Below are 23,984 nucleotides of genomic sequence, written 5' to 3' on the forward strand. Positions count from 1 at the left end.
ATAAAACGGAATAGGAATGACCTGTTCAGGAGACCGTAATGGCTCATTCCAGATATCCGATGACGGGCCAAGATCCACTTCGTCGCTCGACATCGACTTTCCGCGGTTGCCCTCTTGACTCGGCGAATTGGATGTTGGAAGGGTGATCCACGCAGAACACCAGACTTAATAAGGAGAGCCACGATGTCCTCCGCAGTCACGCAGAAGCTCACCGTTTTTCTGGCGTTCCCGCGGGATGCCGAGGAGGCGGTGACGTTCTACACATCCCTCTTCGACGACTCCGAGGTGGTCAACACCATTCGGGCCCGCGCCGGGGAGCCCGGCTGGGTGGAGGGGACCCTGCAGCACGCGGTCTTCACCATCGCGGGCCAGCAGTTCATGTGCATCAACATTCCGCCGGACGGCGCCCGGGGCTCCGACCACGCCCCCTGGGACACTTACGCGTTCTCTCCCGCGATGGCGGTGTACATCCAGTGCGACACGGACGAGGAGTTCGACCGGGTCTTCGCGGGCCTCTCCGAGAAGGGTGAGGTGATCATGCCGGTCGGCACCTACGGGTTCAGCGCCAAGTTCGCCTGGGTCAACGACCGGTTCGGGGTCTCCTGGCGGATCAACCTCTCCGAGAGCAAGGCCAAGTAACCGCGCTCCCCCGCGCTCCACCCCGCTCCACCGTCGGCCATGAGGCACCGCCGCCTCATGGCCGACGCTTCCCTGCGGAATCTTTCTTCCGCAATCCCCTTACTTACCGGTCGGTCACTTGTCCTCGGCGCCCATCGCCCGGCTGTCCGCTGACCGTTTTTGTCCACCGCTCGCTTTTCCCGTGCCGGGTTTCACCCCTGCCCGGATTTCCCGTGCCTGTTTCGAGTCGCCTTCGCAAAAATGCAGGACATCCGTCGTACGTCCCCCCCTTGACCACGGGAGAACGCATGATCTTGGTAACCGGCGCGACCGGGAACGTCGGCAGAAACATCGTCGACGAGCTGCTGAAATCGGGGGAGCAGGTGCGGGCCATCGCACGCGACCCCGCCAAGTGCACCCTGCCGGGCGAAGTGGAGGTCCTGGCGGCCGACCTGAGCCGGCCCGAGACCCTGGCCCCGGCACTGCGCGGGGTCGAACGCCTCTACCTCTGGCCGGTGTTCGGCCAACTCCAGGGAGCCGTCGACGCCATCGCGGAGGCCGGGGTGCAACATGTCGTCATGCTGTCTTCGGAGGCGGTCACCTATGCTGCCGAAGAGCCGCACATCGCGTGCGAGAAGGCAGTCGTCGAGTCGGGAATGTCGTGGACGTTCCTGCGGCCGAGCGCGTTCATGTCCAACGATCTCCTCTGGATACCCCAGATCGCCGAAGACGGAGTGGTCCACGGTGTGTACGGAAGTTCCGCGATGGCACCGATCCACGAGCGCGACATCGCGGCGGTCGCGGTGAAGTCCCTGCTCGCGGCGGAATCCGGAGTGATCCATTCGATCACCGGGCCCCAGTCGCTCAGCGCGGCGGAACGGGTGCGCATGATCGGTGCCGCGCTCGGCATCCCCACCCGCTTCCAGGAAGTGCCCCGCGAACGCGTCCGCGATCAGATGGTCAAGTACCTCTCGGGGTACGTGGCCGACCAACTCCTCGACCGGCGCGAGGCGTTGCAGGGCCAGGACGCGAAAGTACGTCCCACCGTCGACGTCGTCACCGGTCGGCCGGCCTACACGTACGCCGAGTGGATCACCCATCACGAGGCGGAGCTCCGCCCCGTACCCCAGCTCTGACACTTTGTGAGGTGCACTGTGCATTCCGCCGTCAATGAGACCTTGAACTCGCTGGACCGCACACGCCGGCCCGTCATCGGCATCACGGCCGTCGTGACCCAGATCAAATTCGCGATCTTCGAGATGGACGCGACGTTCGTACCCCAGACGTTCGTCCAGAAGGTCGCCGACGCCGGTTGCATACCGGTGCTGCTGGCTCCGCAGCCCGGGATCGAGCAGACCGTCGACGGGCTCGACGGTCTGCTCATGCTCGCAGGGCCGGATGCGGACCCGGAGCTCTACGGGCAGGAGAAGCACGAGAAGACCGGTTGGAACGACAAGGTCCGCGACCGGCACGAACTGGCCCTCCTTGAAGCCGCGTTGGCATCCGACCTGCCCACTCTCGGCATCTGCCGGGGCGAGCAGCTGATGAACATCCTGCGCGGCGGCACGCTCCACCAGCACCTTCCGGAGATCGTCGGCCACGACAACCACTCCCCCGGCGGCAAGGAGTACGGCCAGCAGAAGGTGCGGCTCGAACCCGGCAGCCACCTCGCCAAGTTCCTCGCCAAGGACGTCGTGCCCTGCCACCACCACCAGGTCATCGACGAGGTCGGCGAGGGCCTGACGGTGACCGCCTGGTCCGAGGACGGAACGGTGGAGGCCATCGAGGTCGACGACCACCCGTTCGCGGTCGGGGTGCAGTGGCACGCCGAGGAGTCCGACGACGACAGCCCGTTCATCGCGCTCGCGGACGCGGCGCGCCAGCGGATGTCGGTACGGCGCGGCTAGTTCGCACCCGCTCGGAATCCGCTCAAGGAACGGCAGAGGCGCAGCACGGCCCGATGGCCGCGCTGCGCCTCTTGGTGTTGCATGGAACGTGTTACGTGGAGCGGTGTTCGGGGGTGTTTCCAGGCGGTGCGCGCCACTCAAAACAGGGAATGCTCCCGGTTTCCGTACTCCGCCCGGGGATGGCCGGTTACTCCGCCAGGATCTTCACATCCATCTCGTCCAGCTGCTCGGGGTCGGCGAGCATGTCGATCGCGGCGATCCGACCGTCCACGACGATGAAGTCGAAGACCACCTTCACGCTGCCGTTCGGTGCCCAGACCATGCCCGGAGCCCCGTCCACCAGCGCGAGCTGGGCGACTTGGGCCCGGCCCGAGAAGGTCTTGGCGACCGCCTGGGCACCCAGGGCGCCGCTCGCGCCCATCGCCAGGGCGGCGCCGTCGACGCGGACCACGACCTCCGGGTCGAGCAGGGCGAGCAGTTCGTCGAACCGGCCGCCGCGCGAGGCGGCGAGGAAGGCGTCGACGATCTGCCGCTGGCGCCCCCGGTCGGCGGCGGGCGCGGCCTCCGCGCCCGCGACCCGGCGGCGCGCCCGGCTGGCGAGCTGCCGGGTGGCGATGGTGGAGCGCCCCACGACCGGGGCGATGTCGTCGAAGGGGACGGCGAACATGTCGTGCAGCACGAAGGCGAGCCGCTCGGCCGGCGAGAGCGTGTCGAGCACCACGAGGAGCGCCGGGCCGACCGAGTCGACAAGCACCGCCTCCTGTTCGGGGTCGGCGCTCTCATGCGCTCCGTGGTGGACGGGCGGTGGCCGCTCGCCCAGCAGGTCCTCGCGCCGCGACTCGCGCGAGCGCAGCATGTCCAGGCAGACGCGGGCGACGACCGTGGTCAGCCAGCCGCCCAGGTTCTCCACCGCGCTCACGTCCGAGCGGCTGAGCCGGAACCAGGACTCCTGCACGGCGTCCTCGGCCTCGCTCAGCGAACCCAGCATCCGGTAGGCGACGGCCCGCAGATGGGGGCGGTGCGCCTCGAAGCGCTCCGCCAGCCGTTCGGTCTCGTCCATCGGTCACATTCCTCCACCGGGCCCGTCGTCACGTACTGCGAAACCCAGCCTATGGGACAAGTCACATCACGTTCGGATCTTGGATGTTCGGTATCCAGTTCGGTTATTTCCTATGAAATTGTCGGCCTGTCCCCTGTCCCGAACGCCCCCCGGCGTCCGGGACAGGGCCCCCTCGCCAGGTGGTCCGCCGTCCCCGCCGTCAGCCGAGCCTCGCGGCCAGGAACTCCTCCCAGGTCACCCGGGCCGTGTCGTACCCGTCCCTCGGGCCCTTCGGCAGCAGCCCGCCGGAGCGGATCTTCCCGATGCCCGGCATCCACACCGGCACCACCGGGGAGCCCTTGTGGACGGCCTTCAGATACGCCCGGATCATCGCGACCGCGTCGGTGGCCTGCGGCCCCACCAGGTCGGGAACGCGCCCGGCCGGCTTGTCCAGGGCCAGCTCGGCGAGCCGGACCGCCACCTCCTCGGGGTCGATGGGCTGCACCTTGAAGCCCGAGGGCACCGGGACCAGCGGCAGCTTCCGCGCCTTCTGGGCCCCGTTGAGGATGAAGTCGTAGAACTGGGTGACCCGCAGCAGCGTCCACGGCAGCCCGGACTCGGTGACCACCCGCTCCGACTCCAGCTTGGACTTGAAGTAGCCGAACGAGACGTCCTCGACGCCGACGATGGAGATGTAGACGATGTGCGCGACCCCCGCCTTCTCGGCCGCGCGGACCAGGTTGCGGGTGGCGTCGGCGTCGCCCTTCTTGTCGCTGGCGCAGTGCACGAGCGCCCGGACGCCGTCGACCGCGGGGCCGATGCCCTGGTCCTTGGCCAGGTCGCCGGTCACGTACGCGATGCCGTTCTCGGCCGGGCGGCTCTTCCTGCTGAGCACCCGGACGTCGGCACCGGCGTCCCGCAGCCGTGAGACGACCAGTCGTCCCAGCGTGCCCGTGCCGCCGGTCACCAGGATGGGCGACGTCATGGCTCCTCCTTGGTTGAAGTGTCGCCACACTGACGAGCCGGCCCGTGAAAGTGTGACGCGCGGTTCCGGACACACCGCGGGCGCACCGTTTCCCCGGGGAAACGGTGCGCCCGCGATCGAGGACCGCACGTACGAGCCGGTGCGTGTGTCGTACGTACGGGGTCAGCCCAGCCGCGCCGATTCGGCGCGCGGCCTGACCGGGAGGTCCGCCTCGTCGCGCTCGGGATGCCCCGGGCGCCAGAACTTCGGGCCGAGCTCCAGGGCGAGCGCCGGGATCAGCAGGCTGCGGACGATGAACGTGTCCAGCAGGATGCCGACCGCGACGAGCAGGCCCTGCTGCAGCGAGGCCACCGTCGGGATCGCCGCGAGGACGCTGAAGGTGGCGGCGAGGACGAGGCCCGCCGAGGTGATCACGCCGCCGGTGACGGTGAGGCTGGTGAGGATGCCGTCGCGGTGGCCGCGTTTGCCGACCTCCTCCCGGGCCCTGGTCATCAGGAAGATGGTGTAGTCGACACCGAGGGCGACCAGGAACAGGAAGCCGAACAGCAGCAGCCCCCGGTCGATCCGCGGATACCCCACGGCGTGGAACAGCAGCGCCGCGGTTCCCACGGCCGCGGTGTACGAGAGCACCACGGACAGCAGCAGCATCAGCGGCGCCACCAGCGCCCGCAGCAGGATGATCAGCATGATCAGGACCACCGCGAGGATGAGCGGGATCAGTACCTTCTCCTCCTTGCCCTGGGCGTCGGAGGTGTCGAGCGCGATCGCGGTCTGGCCGCCGACCTTCGCGTCCTTGGCCTCGCCGGAGCTGCGGTCGAGGGCGGTGCGCATGCGGTCGACGGTCTGCCGGGCGGCCTGGGTGTCCGGCGCGTTCTTCAGGACGGACTCGATGTGCGTCCAGCCGTTCCTGGACTCCACGGTGGTCGCGCTGGTGACGCCGTCCACGCCCTTGAGCGTGGCGAGCGCGGCGGCCGCGCCCGCGTCCTTGACGTAGACGTCGGCGGGCGCGGAGGAGCCGGCCGGGAAGTGCTTGGACAGCAGCTCCTGGCCCGCCACCGAGTCGACCTTCTTGGTGAACTGCTCGGCCTGGGTCTGCCCGGTGGACAGCGACATCGCGCCGAACGCCAGCGCCCCGAGGACGACGACCGTACCGATCCAGATCGGGCGCGGCCTGCGGCCCACGAAGCCGGAGATCTTCCCCCAGAAGCCGTGCTCCTTCTCGACGCCCGCGTCCACGTACTCCGTCGAGTAGCGCGGGGTGAACGGCCAGAACACCCAGCGGCCCAGGATCACCAGGAAGGCGGGCAGCAGCGTGGTCATCGCGAAGTAGACGATGACGACGCCGAGGGCGACGACCGGGCCGAGGCCCCGGGTGGAGTTCATCGAGCCGAACACCAGGCAGAGCGTGGCGATGCCGACGGTCGCCGCGGACGCCGTGATGGCGGGCAGGCAGCGCTGCAGCGCGTACACCATCGCCTCGTGCCGGTCCTCGTGGCGGTGCAGTTCCTCGCGATATCGGGCGATCAGCAGCAGCGCGTAGTCGGTGCCGACGCCCAGGACCAGGACGATCAGCACGTACGCGCTCTGCCCGTTGACCGTCAGCCCGGCGTGCTTGGCCAGCAGATAGACGACGGCGCTGGCGACCTGGCTGGCCAGGAACACCGAGATCAGCGGGATCAGCCAGAGGATGGGGCTTCGGTAGGTGAACAGCAGGAAGATCGCGACGAGTCCGATCGTGGCGCCCATCAGCGCGCCGTCCATGCCGGAGTAGACATCGATGAAGTCGGCGATGCTGCCGGCCGGACCCGCGATCTTGACGTCGAGGCCGTCGGGCGCGTTCTTCTGGGCCGCCTTGCGCAGGTCCTTCACACCGTCGCCGAGGACGCTGTTGTCGCTCTTGTCCGACTTGATGGGCACGCTGAGGAACGCGGCCTTCTTGTCGGAGGCCACGGTGACCTGGGGGATCGCCGCCGCCGCGAGCTTGTCCGTGACGAACCGGTCGCGGTCGCCGTTGACCTTGGCCAAGTCGGCTTCGGTGAGGCCGTCTTCGCGCGCGTAGACGACCACGGCGCCGAGCCGGCCCTTGTCCTGGAAGTAGTCCTCGGCGATCTTCACCGCCTTCGTCGCCTGCGCGTTCTTCGGCAACCAGGTCTGGGCTTCGTTGTTCTGGACGTCACCGAGCTTGGCCGCAAGGGATCCGCCAACGCCGATGAGCAGCACCCACAGCACGAGGACGGCCCACTTGGCGCGGCGGCCGGCGACGGCCTTCGCGTACCTGTGGGCGAACGACGTCGTCGATGGGGGCGGCGGCTCCTCGGTGGACTGCCTGGGTGATGGAGGATGCGTCGTCATGACTGCTCGCTAAGGGTCGGGAGTCCTGTGCGGCCGGCGGACGCTCAGGGCTCGGTCGAACTCGGGTTGTTCGAGGGGGCCTCCCCTGTACGACCCGATCGCCTCGACTCGATCGGGGTACCTCTTCCTGTCACATGAGCTGGGTTTTGTTCGTCACTGGTATGACGGAACGTGGCCAGAGGGTGTGACCGTGACGCGTTCGTCACTCACTGACGGAGCGCGACGGAGGAATGTGACCGATGGACGACGGTGAATGGCTGGCGCGGCGTTTCGAGGAGAACCGGCCGCATCTGCGGGCCGTGGCGTACCGGATGCTGGGGACGCTGAACGAGGCCGACGAAGCCGTCGAGGAAGCGTGGTCGCAGATCGTCGACAGCGGCGACGACGCCACGGACGAGGGGGTCCGGGGCCTGCCCGCCTGGCTGATGACGGTGGTCGCGAACGTCTCCCTCGACCGGCTGCGCTCGCGCAGAACGGTTTCCCCGGACGCGCCCCTGCTGCCGCGGGTGCCCGCCGCGCGCCGGGCGCCGGACGACCTGGCGGCCCCGGTGCCCGCCGCCCTTGCGGCGGACCTGGCCCACATGGGCCCGGCCCACGAGGAGTTGCTGGCGGACTCGGTGGGCCTGGCGCTGCTCGTGGTCCTGGAGACGCTGGACCCGGCCGAGCGGATGGCGTTCGTCCTGCACGACCTCTTCGGTCTGCCGTACGAGGAGATCGCGCCGATCGTCGGCGCCGCCGGGGCGCGGGCCGCGCGCGAACTCGCGGGCCGGGCGCGCGTGCGGGTGCAGAGCGTCGACCCGCTGCCGGACGACGCCCCGGACCGGCTGCGCCGGATCGTGGACTCCTTCCTCGCCGCCTCGCGCGGCGGCGACTTCGACACGCTGATCGCGATGCTCGACCCGGACGTGGTGCTGCACGCCGATCCGGAGGCGGTGGCGGTGGGCGCGCCGACGGAGGTGCGGGGCGCGACCTCGGTGGCGAAGACGTTCTCGGGGCGGGCCCGGCACGCCCGACTGGCGCTGGTGGACGGGTCGGTGGGCGCGGTGTGGGCGCCGCGCGGACGGCCGCGGGTCGTCTTCGGCTTCACCATCGTGGACGAGCGGATCACCGGCATCGACATGCGGGCCGCCCCCGACCGGCTCAGCCGGACCGATCTGACGATCCTGGGCGACTGAGCAGCACAAAGGCGGCGCGCCATCGGGCATCAGGCCCGGTGACACGCCGTTTCCCGTTGCCCGTATAGACGTCCCGAGAACGCCTTCACCCGCCCGTCAATCACCGGTCCGACAGGATTCCCTTTGCCTCACCCCAAAGCCCAGCGGAACTGGAATGTGCACGTCCGAGATAGCGGACACAAATCCCGGAAAACGGTAGGGTGACACCAGTAAGCAAACGCGTACGGAGTTGACAGATCGCGGTGCGCGCGCAAGGTGTTCGACTGCGAGACTTCCGCGGTTGCACGGACGCGCTTCCCGTATACCTTCGTACCGTGCGGCCGCCGCGGCCCGGCCCCGCCGCCCGCTCCCCCTGCCCCGATCCCCCGGTAACCGCAGGTCAACCGGCTCTTCTTCGGTTCCTGCGACCACTGTACAAACGGCCGCGGCACGGTGACTTGAGCATATTGCGTCCCCTTGCGGAACCGGGGATTATCAAGAGTCCGCGCGATTCAAGATTCCCTCCAACAGGAATCCACCACACGTTTTGATCCGCGCCTGCACACCGCTCGCCCGCCATTCCCAGGAAGCGGGCCTCCGTGTAATTCTGGCCGACGTCGCCCAGGTGCGGCGCCGCTATTGATGCTCTCTTACGTGGTCACGAGCGATACAGGACAAGAGGGGGGCCACATGCCCACGAATACTTCTGACGACTCACTCGACGAGGTGGAAGGCTCGGTATCCGGGCGCAACAAGGTGATCGCCGAGCGCACCCGCAGCGAGACGTGGAAGAAGCCGCCGCGCCGCATCGAGCGGGCCGAGTGCATCACCTGCGACACCTGCCTGCGTGCCTGCCCGCCCGAGTTCAACGCCATCTTCGACAACGGGCTCGACGTCGTCATCATCCCCGAGCTCTGCTCGGGCTGCCCCAAGTGCGTCCTGGAGTGCCCCGTCGACTGCATCTACGTGGACGAGGACTGGACCCCGACGTCCGACGAGATGTGGAACCACATCGGGCTTACCGCTGAGGGTGTGTCATGACCAGTTTCGCCGAGCGCAACGGCGCTTCGCGCCGGGCCGTCAACGCCAAGAAGCGGCAGAGCCGCCGGCCCAGCCGCCTGGGCGCGGTGGCCGGCGCCACGCCGAAGCCGGACCGCCTCAAGGACGAGGACGCCGGTTTCCCCACCCTCCTCAAGCGCGCCTGGGAAGCGGCCGTCGAGGCCCCCGACCTGCGGGCCGCGGTGAACGCCCTGCTCACCCTGGACGGCCACGTCCCCGCCGACGTCCAGCTGCGCGCGCTGCGCACCGCGGACGAGGCCGCGCTCAAGGTGCTCTGCGGCATCTCGTGGCGCGAGGAGAACCTGTCCGCCCCGGAGCGCGACACCCTGGAGCGCCCGGCGTTCCTGGGCGAGCTGGGGCTGACCACCACCGGCCGCATCGTCGTCCGCGTCCCCTCCCAGGGCTCGCTCGCCGACGAGGAGAACCTGGTCGACGGCGTGATCGAGGTGCCGTGGTCGGCGCAGGACCTGCTCGACTACGAGACCGAGGTCAACCGCGCGGCCGCCCGCTACGCCGACCAGGTCGTCGACTGCCGCCAGTGGCTGGCGGCGCTCGGCACCCAGACCCGCGACGAACTCCTGGAGACGGTACGGGAGTCCGCGCTGCGGACCGCCCCCTTCGTCCTCCACCAGGAGGGGAAGCTCTACACCAACTTCCGCGAGGGCAACAACCTCATCGGCAAGACCCTCTGGGCGGGCCACCCGAGCGAGACGTTCAGCGGTCTGCTCGGCGTCGAGATGGAGCGCTGGTCCGACCACGACGCGATGCTGGTCGTCTGCCTCACCCTGCTCGTGCGGTCGGCGGGCGCCGGCCGGATCGAGGAGGCCAACGGCACCCAGCTCACCCTGGACCACCTCGCGTACATGCTGGAGCGCACCCGCCGGAACTACAACGCGGTGCCCGGCGGCGAGCCGGTCCCGGCCGCCCCCACGCACCGGGTGGAGGCGCTGAACGCCCTCGCCATGGCGCTGCGCGAGCGCCGCGTCGGACACGTACTGCCCAACGCCCAGCTCTACCGCGAGATCCACGGCGCGCTGATGCACAAGATCGAGCGCCTGGCCGGGCCGTACGGCGAGGAGTCGAGGCGGCGCGAGGCGGACCTCACCGCGCGGCTGCGCGACCGGCTGCCGGTCACCGGCGCCACCTTCGAGGAGCTGAGCGCGAGCCTCACCGCGTCTCCCGGCTGGCTCGCCCGGCCGCACGGGGACTTCGGCACCGGACTCGAAGCCCTGGTGTACGAGACGGTGGCCGCGGCGACCGACGTCTTCGAGGCCGACTTCGCGATGAGCCGGGGCATGCGTTCCATCCCCGAACTCATGCGCGCCCTGCGGGAGCAGAGCTGGGCCGAGATCACCAAGTGGGACATCACCGACTTCTTCTGCTGCGTGGTGCCCGCCCCGGCGGCCAAGCGCCACTACGAGGACTCGGTGCTGCAACTGGCCGACAACGCCTGGGCGATGTCGTCCCGCATGCAGTACAACTCCTGGCACTTCATCGCCGGAAACCTGCCCAAGGTGCCCGCCGTGGTGGAGCGCGACCACTTCATCCCGCCGACCATCCCCGACGTCGCCTTCTACTCCGACCAGCACCACCACGGCCATGTGGCGTCGAAGGTGCGCTTCAGCATCCGCAGCCCGCAGGCGGTCGAGGTGATGGGCCAGCAGTTCAACGGGTTCATGGACCTGCGTCTGCTGCGCTGCGACGGCACCCCGTTCGGCGAGTCCGACCTGCTCGCCGCGCACCGCACCTCCGGGTTCATCGCCAGCGCCATGAGCGCCGCCGCCGCGCTGGTGGCCGCGGGCGAGGCCATCGAGGTCACCGCCTTCGACTCCGAATGGCACCTCAAGTCGGTCCAGGCCGCGGCGGCGAGCGCCAAGCAGCCGCACCCGGTGTCGTGACCGGCGTCCCACCTGTCCTTGCGAGGAGATCCGTTGACCTCCATCGGTGACATACGCGAGCTCCTCGCCCGGGGCGAGCTCACCGCGGCCGAGCACGTCCAGTCGGTCCTCACCACGATCCAGAAGACCGACATCGAGCTCGGCGCGTTCGTCTCCGTCGCGGGCGACGAGGCCGTACGCGAGGCCGAGCTGGCCGACGCCCGGATCCGCGAGCTTGGCCGGGCGGCGTTCGAGCGGCAGCCGCTGCTCGGGATCACCGTCTCGGTGAAGGACCTCATCCAGACCGGGGACCTGCCCACCGCCCGCGGCTCCCTCCTGGAGAACCGGCGCGCCCGGGCCGACGCGCCCTCGGTCGCGCGGCTGCGGGCCGCCGGTGCCGTCGTGGTGGGCAAGACCACGACGTCGGAGTACGGCTGGAGCGCCTCCACGGTGAGCCGGGTGGCTCCGCCCACCCGCAACCCGTGGGACCCCGAGCTCTCCGCCGGCGGCTCCAGCGGCGGCGCCGCGGCCGCGGTGGCGGCGGGCCTCGGCTCGGGGGCGCTCGGCACCGACGGCGCGGGCTCCATCCGCATCCCCGCGGCGTTCTGCGGCGTCGTCGGCTACAAGCCGTCGTTCGCCAAGGTGCCCTATGTGCCCGCGTGCGCCGACCGGCTCTCCCACCAGGGGCCGATCGCGCGGACCGTGCCGGACGTCATCGAGCTCGCCTCGGTGATCACCGGCGGGCACCCGGGCGACCCGGACTCGCTGATCGGCGCGCTCGAAGTGCCGGGCGAGCGGCGCTCGTTGCGCATCGGCTGGATCGAGTTCCCGGGCACCTCGCCGGAGATCCGCCGGGTCAGCGAGCAGGCGCTGCCCGCGCTCAGTGCGCAGGGCCACCGCGTCGAGCGGATCGAGGTGCCGTTCCGCGACCCGTATCCGGCCCTCGTCGACATCCTCGCCGCCAGCGACGCCGCCTCCACCTCGCCCGCCGACGAGGAGTGGTGCGACCCGGGCCGGCTCGCGATCGTCCGGCACGGGCGCACGCTCAGCGGCGCGACCGTGATGCGGGCCGAGGAGGTGCGGCTCGCGCTGCGGACCAGGCTGCACGAGATCTTCGACCGGTACGACCTGCTCGCCATGGCCACCGTGCCCGTCGAGCCGTTCGACCCCCACGCGATCGGCCCCCAGTGGGCGAGCCGTCCGGAGGACCTGCTCTGGCTGGCGTGGACACCCGCCACGTATCCCTTCAATATGACTGGCCAGCCGGCCGTTTCCCTCCCGGCCGGGCTCACCCGCGCCGGACTCCCGGTGGGGCTCCAACTCGTGGGCCCGTTCGGGGCGGACGATCTGGTCCTGTCAGCCGCACGCCGTCTTGAGGCGGACCTCGGGCCCCTGCCGGCCGCACCGGACCGAGTAACCGAAAGGATCCTGTAAACCATGTTCTCCCGGTCGTGGTCCCGCCCCTTCTCCGAGTCGGGCGGTGTGGGACGCCCCGCGTTCGTCACCGAGTTCGGCCTCTGGACCGATGAACAGGCCGCCGCCGCCGAGCAGATCGAGGCGTCGCTCGACGAGGTCGACCTCGTCCGCCTGGTCTTCGGCGACCCGCACGGTCTGGCCCGCTCCAAGACGCTCACCGCCGACGCGTTCCGCTCGGTCCTGCGCAACGGCATGGACTTCAGCTCGGGGCCCTTCATCTTCGACACCGGCCACGCGGCCGCGCTCGACTACCTCTCCGACCCGGGCGTCGGGGTCGACGAGATCGCCGGCGCGGGCAGCTTCGTCCTGGTGCCGGACCCGCTGACCTTCCAGCTGCTGCCGCACGAAGGGCCGCGCACCGCCTGGGTGCTCGGCGACGAGTACCTGCGCGACGGCTCCCCGCACCCGCTCTCCGCGCGCAACGTGCTGCGCCAGGTCGTCGCCCGGTACGCGGCCCGCGACCTGACGCCGGTGCTCGGCCTGGAGGTCGAGTGGTACCTGACCAAGCGGCTGCCCGGCCCTCCCGGGAACGCGGGCAACGGCTTCGGCCTCCAGGGCGCGGCCCCGCAGGTCGAGGCGGTGAACTCGGGCTACCAGTTCAACCTGGACTCCAACTACGACTCGGTCGCCCACTTCACCAGCCCGCTCGCCCTCAAGCTGCTCGAACTCGGCCTGCCGCTGCGGTCGATCGAGCACGAGTCGGGCCCGGGCCAGATCGAGACGACCTTCAACCCGATGCACGCGCTGGACACCGCCGACGCGATGCTGCTGTTCCGCACCCTGGTCAAGCAGACCGCGACGCGGCAGGGCTACCACGCCACCTTCATGTCGCTGCCGCGCGTCGACAGCTTCGACCCGAGCGGCTGGCACCTGCACCAGTCGGTGATGGACGCGACCGGCCGCAACATCTTCGCGGCCGAGGACGGTGGCATCTCGGACCGGGGCAGGGCGTACATCGACGGCCTGCTGGCCCGCGCCCGCGACCTGTGCCTGCTCTCCGTGCCCACGGTCAACGGCTACCGCCGCCTCAGCTCGGAGTTCTCGCTCTCGCCGACCCGGATCGGCTGGAGCTACGAGGACCGCAGCGTGATGCTCCGCGTGGTCGGCGGCGGCTCCGCGACCCACATCGAGAACCGGACCGGCGAGCCCACCGCCAACCCGTACCTCGCCCTCGCGGCCCAGCTCTCCGCGGGCTTCGACGGGCTCACCGCCACCCCGGGCGCGGCCCCGCGTCCGGCCGGCGGCGAGGACGCGTACGAGACCCTGCCGCAGGACCTCGGCGAGGCCCTGGAGGCCTTCCGGGCCGGTCAGGGCGCCGAGCTGCTCGGCAAGCCGCTCGCCGCCACCCTGGCCAAGCTCAAGGAGAGCGAGCTCTCCCGCTTCGAGGCCTGGCGCGCCCAGGAGCGGCCCGCCGAGGGCCAGGTCACCGAGTGGGAGCAGCGCGAATACTTCGAGGCCTACTGATGGCCCGTCCCGACCACCTGTCGACAAGCTCACCCTGGGGGTGCTGGCCCATATGATTCCCCGCTATACCCTGCCCGCGATGGCGGACATCTTCTCGGACGAGGCGCGCTACGCGACCTGGGTCCGGGTGGAGATCCTCGCCTCCGAGGCCCAGGTGCGCCTGGGCCGGGTGCCCGAGGACGCCGTCGAGGACATGCGGCGGGCCAGTGTCCCGACCCCCGAGCGGGTGCAGGAGATCGAGCGGGAGCGGGACCACGAAGTGCTCTCGTTCCTCGCCGCCTACTGCGAGGGCATCCCCGACGAGTCGGCCCGCTGGGTCCACCTCGGCATGACCAGTTACGACCTGGTCGACACCTCGCTCGGCTACAACCTGGCCCGCGCCACCGACCTGGTGCTCGCGGCCGGGGTGGAGCTGCGCAAGGTCCTGGTCGAGCGGGCGCTCGAGCACTGGGAGACGGTGATCGTCGGCCGCACCCACGGGGTGCACGCCGAGCCGACGTCGTTCGGCCACAAGCTGGCGCAGTTCGCGTTCTCCGTGGACCGCTCGCTCACCCGCCTCAAGGCGGCCCGCAAGGCCGTGGCGGTGGGCACCATCTCCGGCTCGGTCGGCACGTACGCGCTGATCGACCCGTCGGTGGAGGCGTACGTCTGCGAGGAGCTCGGGCTCGGTGTCGAGCCCGCGCCGAGCCAGGTGGTCGCCCGCGACCGGCACGCCCAGCTGCTCCAGGCCGTCGCCCTGCTCGGCGCGAGCATCGAGCAAGTCGCGCTTGAGCTGCGGCTGTTGCAGCGCACCGAGGTCCGCGAGGTGGAGGAGCAGCGCACCTCCGCGTACCAGGGCTCCAGCGCCATGCCGCACAAGCGGAACCCGACCACCAGCGAGCGCCTGAACGGTCTGGCGCGGCTGCTGCGCGGTTACGCGGCCACCGCCCTGGAGAACGTGGCGCTGTGGCACGAGCGCGATCTGGCCCACCAGTCGGTGGAGCGGGTGATCCTGCCGGACGCGCTGGCGGTGGGCCACTTCCAGGCCACCATGGCGACCCGACTGGTGCGTGACCTCAAGGTGTTCCCGGACCGGATGCGGGCGGGCATCGACCGCACCGACGGTCTGGTGTTCAGCTCCGCCGTCCTCGCCGACCTGCTGGCGGACGGGGTGGAGCGGGAGAAGGCCTACCGGGCGGTCCAGGCAGCCGCGAACCGTACGATCGCCACCGGCGAGCACTTCGGGGACACGCTGCGCCAGGAGGGCATGGACATCGGCCAGCTGCGCCCGGAGCGTTTCCTCGTCAACCACGGCGTGATTCTCGATCGATTGGAGCAACTTCGTGACCTGGAAGATTGAGCGTGTGGAGGGTGCGGACCTGGACCTCGACGAGGTCCTGGAGGTCTACCGCTCCTCCGGGCTCGGTGAGCGCCGGCCGATCGAGGACGTGACGCGGTTCGCCGCCATGGTGCGGAACGCCAATCTCGTGGTCGTGGCCCGCGCGGAGGGCAGGCTCATCGGCATCGCCCGCAGCATCTCCGACTTCAGCTACGCGACGTACCTCTCGGACATCGCGGTCAGCGGCGACTACCAACGCTCCGGCATCGGGCGCGCGTTGATCGACGCCACGCAGAAGGAGGCCCCGCAGGCCAAGGTCATCCTGCTGTCGGCGCCGGCCGCGGTGGACTACTACCCGCACATCGGCTTCACCCAGCACAACTCCGCCTGGGTCCTCAACCCGTAGGAAACCGGCGGAAGTTGCGCCCGAAGGCCCCCGCGGTCCGGCTCGGCCGGTCGCGGGGGCCTTCGCGTGTGTACGGGGGCGTACCGGGTGCGCAATACGGGTGTTGCACGCAATTGATGTTCCGGGAAAACACTGGTAAAGCAGCGGGGCCTCCGGGGTAATGTCATTACCCCGGAGGCCCCGGCCTAAAACCCGTCTTACCCTTGGCAGCCATTACCAGGCTGCCGCACCAAAGAATTCTTCGGATATATGACGGTTGTTCAACTTGTTTTTCTCTTGTTCCCGGCGGACGGAAAGGCGGAATTTCACCCGTTGCCCAGCTTGAAACCGACCCCGCGCACGGTAATGATCCATCCGCTGTCGCCCAGCTTGCCGCGAAGACTGCTGACATGGGTGTCGACAGTGCGGCGCGACCAGGAGTCGCCCCAGACCTGCTGAAGCAGGCGTTTACGCGGAATGACCGTGTCCGGATGGGAGGCGAGCAGGCAGAGCAGATCGAATTCCTTGCGGGTCAGCCCCACCTCGCGGCCGTCCAGGCTCACCTCGCGGGAGCTCACGTCAATGCGCAACCGCCCGTGCAAGATCTCTCTGGCGACAGGCGGCTGGAACCTCGCTCGCCGCATGACGGCTTCGATCCGTGCCATTAATTCCCGGAAGCCGTACGGCTTGACCACATAGTCGTCCGCGCCGGCCTGGAGGCCGAGGACGCAGTCGAGCTCGGAGCCGCGGGCCGTCACGATGATCACCGGGATGCCGCTGACCGAGCGGATGGCCCGGCAGACCTCCAGGCCGTCCAGGTCCGGAAGTTCCAGGTCGAGCAGGACGAGATCGACGTCCTCGTACGCCTGCAGCGCGGTGCTGCCGCTTTTTACGCCGATGGCTTCGTGGCCGTGCCTGCGCAGTCGGCACACCAGGGACTCCGCGCCGTCGACGTCGCTGTCGACCACGAGGATCCGCCGGCCCCTGGAGAGCCCGGCCACCCTGCGTACCGCTTCCGACACGCCCTCTTCGATCAGGTGTGGTCCACCCGGACCACGCTGGACAGGTATATGAGGCTCCAGCACTGCCTCTGACGAACTCTGAGTCATGCCTCCCCCGCGAGTCATGTCCCTCCCCCATCTGAGTGAGTCCAATATGAGATCCGATCCGGGTCTCAACCGACGAACACCGACGAACCTACAGACCGCTGCTACGGAATTCAAAGAGGTTCGAGCAAATAACAAATAAACTGTGTCGGTTATTGAGCGAGATCGGACAGAGCGTCACTTCGTTTCCCTACGTGATCACGACTGGCAGCCTCCGTCAACCAGTCCCCCGCCATGCGGAAGCGGAACACTGGAGCATCAGTTGATTCGACCAGGGGTGATTCAACCAAGGGTAACTCGCACGACTCACATAATCCGGCCATCTTGGCGCACCTCCAGTGTTGACGATGCCATGACATGACGTTCGCCACATCGGCCTGGAGGTTTACGGAATTCAGGCGAGTCTGCTGACGGCGAGTTAAATAACAGGCGTCCAAGTGACGTCACGGTGGCCTATGGCTTGAATTGGCCGGTACTGCACTCAGTCGGGCGCGGCACGCGCCCACCGGCGCTCCCTGTGATCGGGCTGTAGCTTGCAGTACGGCAACACCTGCATGACGAAGACCCCCATTCACCGCACAGAATGGTCGTCCGGGAGAGTCTGTGTCAAGTAAAGTCCGGGGGCCCTGAACAGCGGCAAGCCCCGGGCGGGGCCGCCCTGTTCGGACGGCCCGCCCGGGGCGCCGCGCACCGCTCTCCGCGAGGGAAAACCGCTGGACGGCCCATGAATTGACGGACCGTCAGGATTTGTCAGGCGAGCACCGGACCGCCCGCCCGCCAGGTGCGCGGGCCGTCGAAGCCCGTCGCCCGGTCCGTGCGGCGCCAGCTCGCGGAGCGGCGCTGCCGGGGGATCATGACCCGGGCCGCCTCCGCCCGGGCCTCCATGGCCGAGAAGTGTGCGAAGAACAGCGCGGCCAGCGCCGCCAGTTCCTCCGGATCCGGATTACCGCGCTCAACTCTCAGTAGCTCACGGCAGTGCTCCAGGGTCATCTCGGCAGGCGCGGCAGGCTCGTTGGCGGGCTCGGTGATCTGGGTCATCTCGCTCATGTCGGTCACCTCTCTACGGGAGTCGGGCCTACTGGGGCGGGTTGCCGTGCTTGCGGCGGGGCAGTTCGGCGTCCTTGGCGATGAGCATCGCGACCGAGCGGCACAGGACCGAGCGGGTCTCGCGCGGGTCGATGACGTCGTCGACAAGACCCCGCTCCGCCGCGAAGTACGGGTGCACCAGCTCGGCCTTGTACTCGTCGATCTTCTGCTTGCGCATCGCGTCGGTGTCCTCGGCGGCGGCGATCTCCCGGCGGAACACCACGTTCGCCGCGCCCTCGGCGCCCATCACCGCGATCTCGTTGGTGGGCCAGGCGAACGACAGGTCGGCACCGATCGAGCGCGAGTCCATCACGATGTACGCACCGCCGTACGCCTTGCGCAGCACCACCGAGATACGAGGGACGGTGGCGTTGCAGTACGCGTAGAGCAGCTTCGCGCCGCGCCGGATGATGCCGTCGTGCTCCTGGTCGACGCCCGGCAGGAACCCGGGGACGTCGACGAGGGTGATCAGCGGGATGCTGAAGGAGTCGCAGAACTGGACGAACCGCGCGCCCTTCTCGCTCGCCTTGATGTCCAGGACGCCCGCCATGGCGGAGGGCTGGTTGGCGACGATCCCGACGACGTGGCCGTCGAGCCGGGCAAGCGCCACCACCAGGTTGGGCGCCCAGGCGGCGTGGATCTCCATGTACTCGCCGTCGTCGACGAGTTCCTCGATGACCCCGCGCACGTCGTACGAGCGGTTGCCGTCGGCCGGCACCAGGTCGAGCAGCGCCGCGCCCTCGCGGTCCACCGGGTCCGAGGTCTGCGCCAGCGGCGGCATCTCCCGGTTGTTGGACGGCAGCATCGACAGCAGATAGCGGACCTCGGCGAGGCAGGTCTCCTCGTCGTCGTACGCGAAGTGCGCCACGCCCGAGACCCCGGCGTGCACGTCCGCGCCGCCGAGCCCGTTCTGCGAGATCTCCTCGCCGGTCACCGCCTGGACCACGTCCGGGCCGGTGATGAACATCTGCGAGGTCTCGCGGACCATGAAGACGAAGTCGGTCAGCGCGGGCGAGTACGCGGCGCCGCCCGCGCACGGCCCCAGCATCACGCTGATCTGCGGGATCACCCCGCTGGCCTTGGTGTTGCGCTGGAAGATGCCGCCGTAGCCCGCGAGGGCGCTGACGCCCTCCTGGATCCGGGCGCCCGCGCCGTCGTTCAGGGACACCAGCGGCGCACCGGCCGCGATGGCCATGTCCATCAACTTGTGGATCTTGGAGGCGTGGGCCTCGCCCAGGGCGCCGCCGAAGATGCGGAAGTCATGGGCGTAGACGAAGACCGTACGGCCCTCGACCGTGCCCCAGCCGGTGATGACACCGTCCGTGTACGGCTTCTTGGCCTCCAGGCCGAACCCGGTCGCGCGGTGCCTGCGCAGCTGCTCGACCTCGGTGAAGCTGCCCTTGTCCAGGAGGAGTTCGATCCGCTCGCGCGCGGTCAGCTTGCCCTTGGCGTGCTGCGCCTCGGTCGCCTTGTCGCTCGGACCGCGGACGGCCTGTTCCTTGCGTTCGCTGAGTTCGTCCAGCCGGTCGGAGACCTCGGCGGAGGACTGTGTGGTCGGCGTGGTCGGCATGGTGTTCTGTTCCCCCTGTAGGTTGCGGATCCTTGGTGCGGTCTCGACTGCCTTCACGGTCACGTCGGGTGGTTGCGGAGCGCGGCCGCGGCGGCGTAGCCCGGCTGTACGGGCACGTTGCGCACCGTCCAGCCGTGCGGGCGGCCCTGGGCGTTGCGGTCGCCCAGGTAGTCCGCCGCGGGTGAGCGGGTGAGTCCGGTGCCCAGGCCCTTGAGATAGGCCTCCTTGCGGGTCCACAGCCGGGCGAACGCCACCGCCCGCTCGGCGGCGGGCAGCGCGCGCAGCTCCTCGCGCTCCTGCGGGTGCAGCCGGGGCAGCACCATCTCGACGGCCTCGGGAGACGGGACGCGCTGGACGTCGACGCCCACCGGGTCCGCCGCGACCCCGATGGCGATCAGGCCGTGGCTGTGCGAGAGGTTGAAGTGGAGCGGCACGGGCGGATCGATCAACTGCGGCTTCCCGTACGGCTCCGCGCCGCGGCCGAGGACGATCCGGCCGGGTTCGAGTCCGGTGTACGCGGCGAGCAGGCCGCGCAGGGTGGCGTGCGCGGCCACGTACTGGGTCCGGTCGCGCGCGGAGACGTAGGAGGCCGCACGCGCCGCCTCCATCTCGTCAAGGGCCCGCATCAGCGGGCACACCGGCGCCACCTCCTGGGCGGGCGGCCGGAACACCAGCAGGTGCAGCCGTCCCGCCGCGGGGGCCGCCCGCAGCGGCGTACGGGTCGCGTTCACCGGCGCACCGCCTCGTGGACGGGGCCGCCCTGCTCGGGGTCGCCTTCGGGCGCCTCGACGGGCTCCACGCGCCCGCCGCGCCGGTCGTACGCCAGCGCGGTGAGCGCCGCCGCCAGCGAGACCAGCCCGCCCACGTAGAAGCCCGAGCGGGCGCCCAGGTGCTCGGCGAGCCAGCCGATGAGCAGCGAGCCCAGCGGGGTCGAGCCCTGGAGGATCAGGGTGTACAGCGCCATCACCCGGCCCCGGTACCGCGGGTCGCTGCCGAGCTGGACGCGGTGGTTGACGGCCTGGACGAAGAAGATGGTGGCGCCGCCGGTGAGCGAGAGCAGCACGATCGCGGACGCGAAGTCCGGCGCCCAGCCCGCCACCGTCTCCAGCGCCGCGAAGACCAGGGCCGCGCCCACCACCAGCCGGCTGGAGGGGCGGCTGCGGCGCGCGGTGGTGGCGAACGCGGCGATCAGCGAGCCCGCGGCGAAACCGGTGGTGAGCAGCCCGAACGAGGCCGCGTCGGCGTGGAAGACGGTCTTGGCGTACAGCGGCAGCGTGAGCTGGAAGTTGAGCCCGAAGAGCGAGATCACCCCGACGAGGGCGAGCGGCAGCTTCAGGTCCGGCCGGCTGGCCACGTACTTGAGCCCGTCGACCACCCGGGGCCGGGTGTCCTGCCGCGCGCCGAGCAGGAGTTCACCGGGCCGCATCATCCGCAGCCCGATCACGGTCGCCAGATAGCTGACGGAGTTGAACAGCATCACCCAGCCGGTGCCGAAGCCGGTGATGAGCAGCCCGGCGAGGGCGGGGCCGACCACCCGGGCGGTGTTGAAGTACGCGGCGCTCAACGCCGAGGCGTTCGGCAGCAGTTCGGGCCCGACCAGCTCGCTGACGAACGACATCCGGGTCGGCACCTCGACGGCGTTGACGACCCCGAGGCCGAACGCGCAGAGCCAGATGTGCCACAGCTGGACGGCGTCCGCGAACGCCAGCAGCGCCAGGACCAGGGCCAGCACGCCGGACGCCAGATTGGCGCAGGTGAGCAGCAGCCGCTTGTCGTAGCGGTCGGCGAGGCGCCCGCCGTACAGGGTGAGCAGCAGCAGCGGCGTGAACTGGAGCGCGGTGACGACGCCGAGGGCGGTGCCGGAGTTGTCGGCCAGGCCCAGGACGATCCAGTCCTGGGCCACGACCATCATCCAGGTGCCCGCGACGGAGACGACCTGCCCGGCCGCGAACAGCCGGAAGTTGCGGACCGCCAGGGAGCGGAAGGGATGGGCGAAGGTGCTGGTCATAGGCTCGGATGGTCAGGCATCGCGCCCCGCCCTGGTGATGCAGTCCTCCAGGAAGGCGAGCGTGCGCAGGTGGTAGGAGCGGGCCGCCCAGCCGAGGCTGATGTTGTGGCCCGCGTCCGGCTGGCGGTCGACGACGATGCGGGGTGCGGCGGTCAGCTGGGCGGCGAGGTCGGCGAGGTCCTTGTCCCCGTGCAGCCACCACCCCTCGTGCTCGGCGAAGGTGAGCCGGACGGGGATGCGGACGCGCGGCGCGAGGGCCGCGAACAGCTCGGGCCAGCGCGGCAGTTCGCTCGCCTCGCGCTCCGGCATCGGCGCCACCAGGGAGCCGCTGCTGCGGAAGGTGTTCGGCGGGTACAGCCGCAGCGGGCCCCAGTGCCGGGCGATGTGCTTGAGGCCCTTGCGGAGCACGCCCGGGGTGACGGCGTAGCGGTGGCCGCAGCCGGAGATGTCGAGGCCGAGGAGGCCGTCGCCGGTGCAGTGGGCGGCGGCCGACAGGGCGAGCTTGCCGCCGAAGGAGTGCGCGACGAGCAGGATGCCCGCTCCCGTCGGGTACTTGGCGGTGAAGTCGTCGATCCCGGCGCGCAGGACGTCGGTCTGCTCGGCGACGGTGAGGCCGTCGGGCAGCTGGGCGGCGGACTGCCCGTAGCCGGGCCGGTCGACGGCCAGGACCGTGTACCCGAGCCGCGCCCCGAGCGTCAGCAGGGACAGCTCGGGATGGGCCTGACCGTCGAAGTACCCGGCGCTCATGCCGCCGCCGTGGACGGCGACGACGGTGGCGCGGGGGGTGCCTTCCGGCTCGCACAGCAGCGCGGACAGGGTGACACCGCCCGCGTCCAGGGTGATCCTGCGAACGCCCTGGGAAACGACCGCCGGTGCGAGCGTGCTTTCCATCAATGCCCCCGTTTGCGTTGGCTGTTGAGTGGCCGACTGCTACCTGGCCGACGCCCCGCGCCCCGGTAGGGGCGCGGGGAACTGCGCGACAAGCCAGAGACGGCCCGCAGACGCTTCACAGCCCTCCGGACCGAGCTCTGCGGCGTCACGAACTCGCCGGACCGAACCACTGCCCGAGGGCGGCCTCCAGGGCCGAAACGTCGTCCCCGGCCCAGGCGACATATCCATCGGGCCGTACGAGCACGGCACCCGCACCCGCGAGCGGGTCGGCACCGCCGTCCACCGGCTTGGCCGAGGCGGTGACGACATCGACCCGCCCCTGCCACGCGGCGGCGGCCGCCCGTACGGCCGGGGAGTCGGCCAGATCGAGCAGCACCCCACGAGCCGAGTGCAGCAGCGCCGTGGTGCTGGTCTCGCCGTCCGCCAGGACCAGCGTGCGGTGCGCGACACGACGCCCCACCAACGGGTGCTCGCCACCCAGCTCGTACCGGATGTCCAGACCACTGACGATCCCCGCGAGGTGCCGCTTGACGTCGTCGTACTGGATGAGCTCGCCGAAGAGCTGGCGCAGCGGATCGGCCTCGGGCCCGCCGAGGAAGACCATGCCCTGGGCCCGGGTGTTCATCAGCAGCCGCGCACCCACGGGGTGCCGCTCGCCGTGGTACGTGTCGAGCAGACCCTCCGGCGCGGTCCCGGCGATCTCCGCGGCCAGCTTCCAGCCGAGGTTGGCCGCGTCCTGGACGCCGGTGCTCAGGCCCTGGCCGCCGGCCGGGAGGTGGATGTGGGCGGCGTCGCCGACCAGCAGGACCCGGCCGCGCCGGTACTCGGAGGCCTGCCGGGTGGCGTCGCTGAAGAAGCTGACCCACTCGGCGCCGCCGTGCGAGATGTCCTCACCGGTGATCGACTGCCAGGCGGCGGCGACCTCCTCGAAGGAGACCGACTCGCCGCTGGCGCGGGCGGGCGCGTTGTCGGGGCAGACGATGATCCGGTCCACGCCCGGGGCGAGCGGGGCCGCCATCACCATGCCGTTGTCGAGCCGCTCCCCCAGGAAGCGCGGCCGCAGCTCGCAGCCGGTGACGTCGGCGAGGAACATCGCCCGGGTCGCGGAGGTGCCCGGGAAGTCGAACCCGGCGGCCTCGCGCACCACGCTGCGGCCGCCGTCGGCGCCCACCAGATAGGAGGCGCGCAGCTTGCGTACCGCGTTGGGGGTCTGGACGGTGATCTCGACGTCGTCGCCGTCCAGGAAGCCGTCGGTCAGCTCCAGGAACTCCCAGCCGCGCCGGATGTCGACGCCCAGCTCGGCCGCCCACTCCTCCAGGACCGCCTCGGTCTTGTACTGCGGGATGCCGCGCGCCCCGAAGTGCCCGCCCTCCAGGACGGTGTAGTCGAACTGCACCCCGCCGAAGTGGCCCATCGGGCTGATCTCCAGCGTCTCGCCCTGCCCGAAGCGGGGCAGCAGTCCGCGCTGGTCGAAGATCTCCATGGCGCGGGCCGTGAAGCCCAGGCCGCGGGACTGGCCGGTGGGCTTCGCCAGCCGCTCGACGACGACGACCCGCGCCCCGCCGAGCCGCAGCTCGGCGGCGAGCATGAGACCGGTCGGACCCGCGCCGACGATGATGACATCGGTGTCCACGGCTGTCCCCTCCATAGTGTTCCCTTTCCTGGACGTGCCCTGTGGTGCCCTGTCGT

The 23,984-nt window shown here is 70.2% G+C and carries 20 protein-coding genes; 10 read left to right on the plus strand and 10 right to left on the minus strand.

The features are described from left to right. Nucleotides 1-183: 183 nt before the first annotated feature. The 3 genes from QIY60_RS03610 (at nucleotide 184) to QIY60_RS03620 (ending at nucleotide 2,525) form a co-directional block, all read left to right on the plus strand. A complete protein-coding gene (locus QIY60_RS03610) occupies nucleotides 184-639 on the plus strand; it encodes a VOC family protein (protein ID WP_283141103.1) in 456 nt (151 codons plus the stop codon). A 287-nt stretch (nucleotides 640-926) separates the two neighbouring features. Then, on the plus strand, nucleotides 927-1,754 hold the full coding sequence (locus QIY60_RS03615; protein WP_283141104.1) for an NAD(P)H-binding protein: 828 nt from the start codon (nucleotides 927-929) through the stop codon (nucleotides 1,752-1,754). A gap of 18 nt (nucleotides 1,755-1,772) precedes the next feature. Continuing rightward, nucleotides 1,773-2,525 (plus strand): gamma-glutamyl-gamma-aminobutyrate hydrolase family protein, encoded by a 753-nt coding sequence (locus QIY60_RS03620; protein WP_283141105.1) that lies wholly within the window; start codon nucleotides 1,773-1,775, stop codon nucleotides 2,523-2,525. A 187-nt stretch (nucleotides 2,526-2,712) separates the two neighbouring features. Here QIY60_RS03620 and QIY60_RS03625 read toward each other — a convergent pair whose 3' ends face one another. The 3 genes from QIY60_RS03625 to QIY60_RS03635 form a co-directional block, all read right to left on the minus strand. Beyond that, nucleotides 2,713-3,585 carry a sigma-70 family RNA polymerase sigma factor gene (locus QIY60_RS03625; RefSeq protein WP_283141106.1) on the minus strand — a complete coding sequence of 291 codons (873 nt, stop codon included), beginning with the start codon at nucleotides 3,583-3,585 and terminating at the stop codon, nucleotides 2,713-2,715. Nucleotides 3,586-3,784: 199 nt separating this feature from the next. Continuing rightward, nucleotides 3,785-4,549 carry an NAD(P)H-binding protein gene (locus tag QIY60_RS03630; protein ID WP_283141107.1) on the minus strand — a complete coding sequence of 255 codons (765 nt, stop codon included), beginning with the start codon at nucleotides 4,547-4,549 and terminating at the stop codon, nucleotides 3,785-3,787. Nucleotides 4,550-4,711: 162 nt separating this feature from the next. Further along, nucleotides 4,712-6,901 (minus strand): MMPL family transporter, encoded by a 2,190-nt coding sequence (locus tag QIY60_RS03635; RefSeq protein WP_283141108.1) that lies wholly within the window; start codon nucleotides 6,899-6,901, stop codon nucleotides 4,712-4,714. A 239-nt stretch (nucleotides 6,902-7,140) separates the two neighbouring features. On the opposite strand from QIY60_RS03635, the gene QIY60_RS03640 reads away from it, so the two are divergent. From QIY60_RS03640 to QIY60_RS03670, 7 genes are all read left to right on the plus strand, one after another. Continuing rightward, entirely contained in the window at nucleotides 7,141-8,076 is a 936-nt protein-coding gene (locus QIY60_RS03640; protein WP_283141109.1) for a sigma-70 family RNA polymerase sigma factor, read from the plus strand. A 669-nt stretch (nucleotides 8,077-8,745) separates the two neighbouring features. After that, on the plus strand, nucleotides 8,746-9,096 hold the full coding sequence (locus QIY60_RS03645) for a 4Fe-4S dicluster-binding protein (RefSeq protein WP_218976530.1): 351 nt from the start codon (nucleotides 8,746-8,748) through the stop codon (nucleotides 9,094-9,096). Next, entirely contained in the window at nucleotides 9,093-11,012 is a 1,920-nt protein-coding gene (locus tag QIY60_RS03650) for a hypothetical protein (RefSeq protein WP_283141110.1), read from the plus strand. The genes QIY60_RS03645 and QIY60_RS03650 overlap by 4 nt, the downstream gene beginning before the upstream one ends. A 33-nt stretch (nucleotides 11,013-11,045) precedes the next feature. After that, nucleotides 11,046-12,425 carry an amidase family protein gene (locus QIY60_RS03655; protein ID WP_283141111.1) on the plus strand — a complete coding sequence of 460 codons (1,380 nt, stop codon included), beginning with the start codon at nucleotides 11,046-11,048 and terminating at the stop codon, nucleotides 12,423-12,425. Nucleotides 12,426-12,428: 3 nt separating this feature from the next. Next, complete coding sequence (locus tag QIY60_RS03660; RefSeq protein WP_283141112.1) at nucleotides 12,429-13,931, plus strand: glutamine synthetase family protein; 1,503 nt, start codon at nucleotides 12,429-12,431, stop codon at nucleotides 13,929-13,931. A 52-nt stretch (nucleotides 13,932-13,983) separates the two neighbouring features. Further along, a complete protein-coding gene (gene purB, locus QIY60_RS03665) occupies nucleotides 13,984-15,270 on the plus strand; it encodes an adenylosuccinate lyase (RefSeq protein WP_283141113.1) in 1,287 nt (428 codons plus the stop codon). Beyond that, nucleotides 15,254-15,655, plus strand: coding sequence for a GNAT family N-acetyltransferase (locus QIY60_RS03670; RefSeq protein WP_283141114.1), 402 nt, complete (start codon nucleotides 15,254-15,256; stop codon nucleotides 15,653-15,655). The genes purB and QIY60_RS03670 overlap by 17 nt, the downstream gene beginning before the upstream one ends. A gap of 305 nt (nucleotides 15,656-15,960) precedes the next feature. Here the strand turns inward: QIY60_RS03670 and QIY60_RS03675 are convergent, their stop codons facing one another. The 7 genes from QIY60_RS03675 to QIY60_RS03705 all read right to left on the minus strand — a co-directional run bounded on the left by QIY60_RS03675 (nucleotide 15,961) and on the right by QIY60_RS03705 (nucleotide 23,943). Further along, on the minus strand, nucleotides 15,961-16,602 hold the full coding sequence (locus tag QIY60_RS03675) for a winged helix-turn-helix domain-containing protein (RefSeq protein WP_349253895.1): 642 nt from the start codon (nucleotides 16,600-16,602) through the stop codon (nucleotides 15,961-15,963). Nucleotides 16,603-17,490: 888 nt separating this feature from the next. After that, nucleotides 17,491-17,787, minus strand: a complete 297-nt coding sequence (locus QIY60_RS03680; protein ID WP_283141115.1) for an acyl-CoA carboxylase epsilon subunit — start codon at nucleotides 17,785-17,787, stop codon at nucleotides 17,491-17,493. Nucleotides 17,788-17,815: 28 nt separating this feature from the next. Further along, entirely contained in the window at nucleotides 17,816-19,396 is a 1,581-nt protein-coding gene (locus QIY60_RS03685; RefSeq protein ID WP_283141116.1) for an acyl-CoA carboxylase subunit beta, read from the minus strand. Between the two features lie 59 nt (nucleotides 19,397-19,455). Further along, nucleotides 19,456-20,127, minus strand: a complete 672-nt coding sequence (locus QIY60_RS03690) for a 4'-phosphopantetheinyl transferase superfamily protein (protein ID WP_283141117.1) — start codon at nucleotides 20,125-20,127, stop codon at nucleotides 19,456-19,458. After that, nucleotides 20,124-21,404, minus strand: coding sequence for an MFS transporter (locus tag QIY60_RS03695; protein ID WP_283141118.1), 1,281 nt, complete (start codon nucleotides 21,402-21,404; stop codon nucleotides 20,124-20,126). The genes QIY60_RS03690 and QIY60_RS03695 overlap by 4 nt, the downstream gene beginning before the upstream one ends. Before the next feature lie 12 nt (nucleotides 21,405-21,416). Further along, nucleotides 21,417-22,295, minus strand: a complete 879-nt coding sequence (locus QIY60_RS03700; RefSeq protein ID WP_283141119.1) for an alpha/beta fold hydrolase — start codon at nucleotides 22,293-22,295, stop codon at nucleotides 21,417-21,419. 145 nt (nucleotides 22,296-22,440) lie between these two features. Then, nucleotides 22,441-23,943: an FAD-dependent monooxygenase gene (locus tag QIY60_RS03705; protein WP_283141120.1), complete on the minus strand. Its 1,503-nt coding sequence runs from the start codon at nucleotides 23,941-23,943 to the stop codon at nucleotides 22,441-22,443. Nucleotides 23,944-23,984: the final 41 nt, after the last annotated feature.

It is taken from the genome of Streptomyces sp. BPTC-684 (assembly GCF_030028635.1).
Taxonomy (GTDB): Bacteria; Actinomycetota; Actinomycetes; order Streptomycetales; family Streptomycetaceae; genus Streptomyces; species Streptomyces noboritoensis.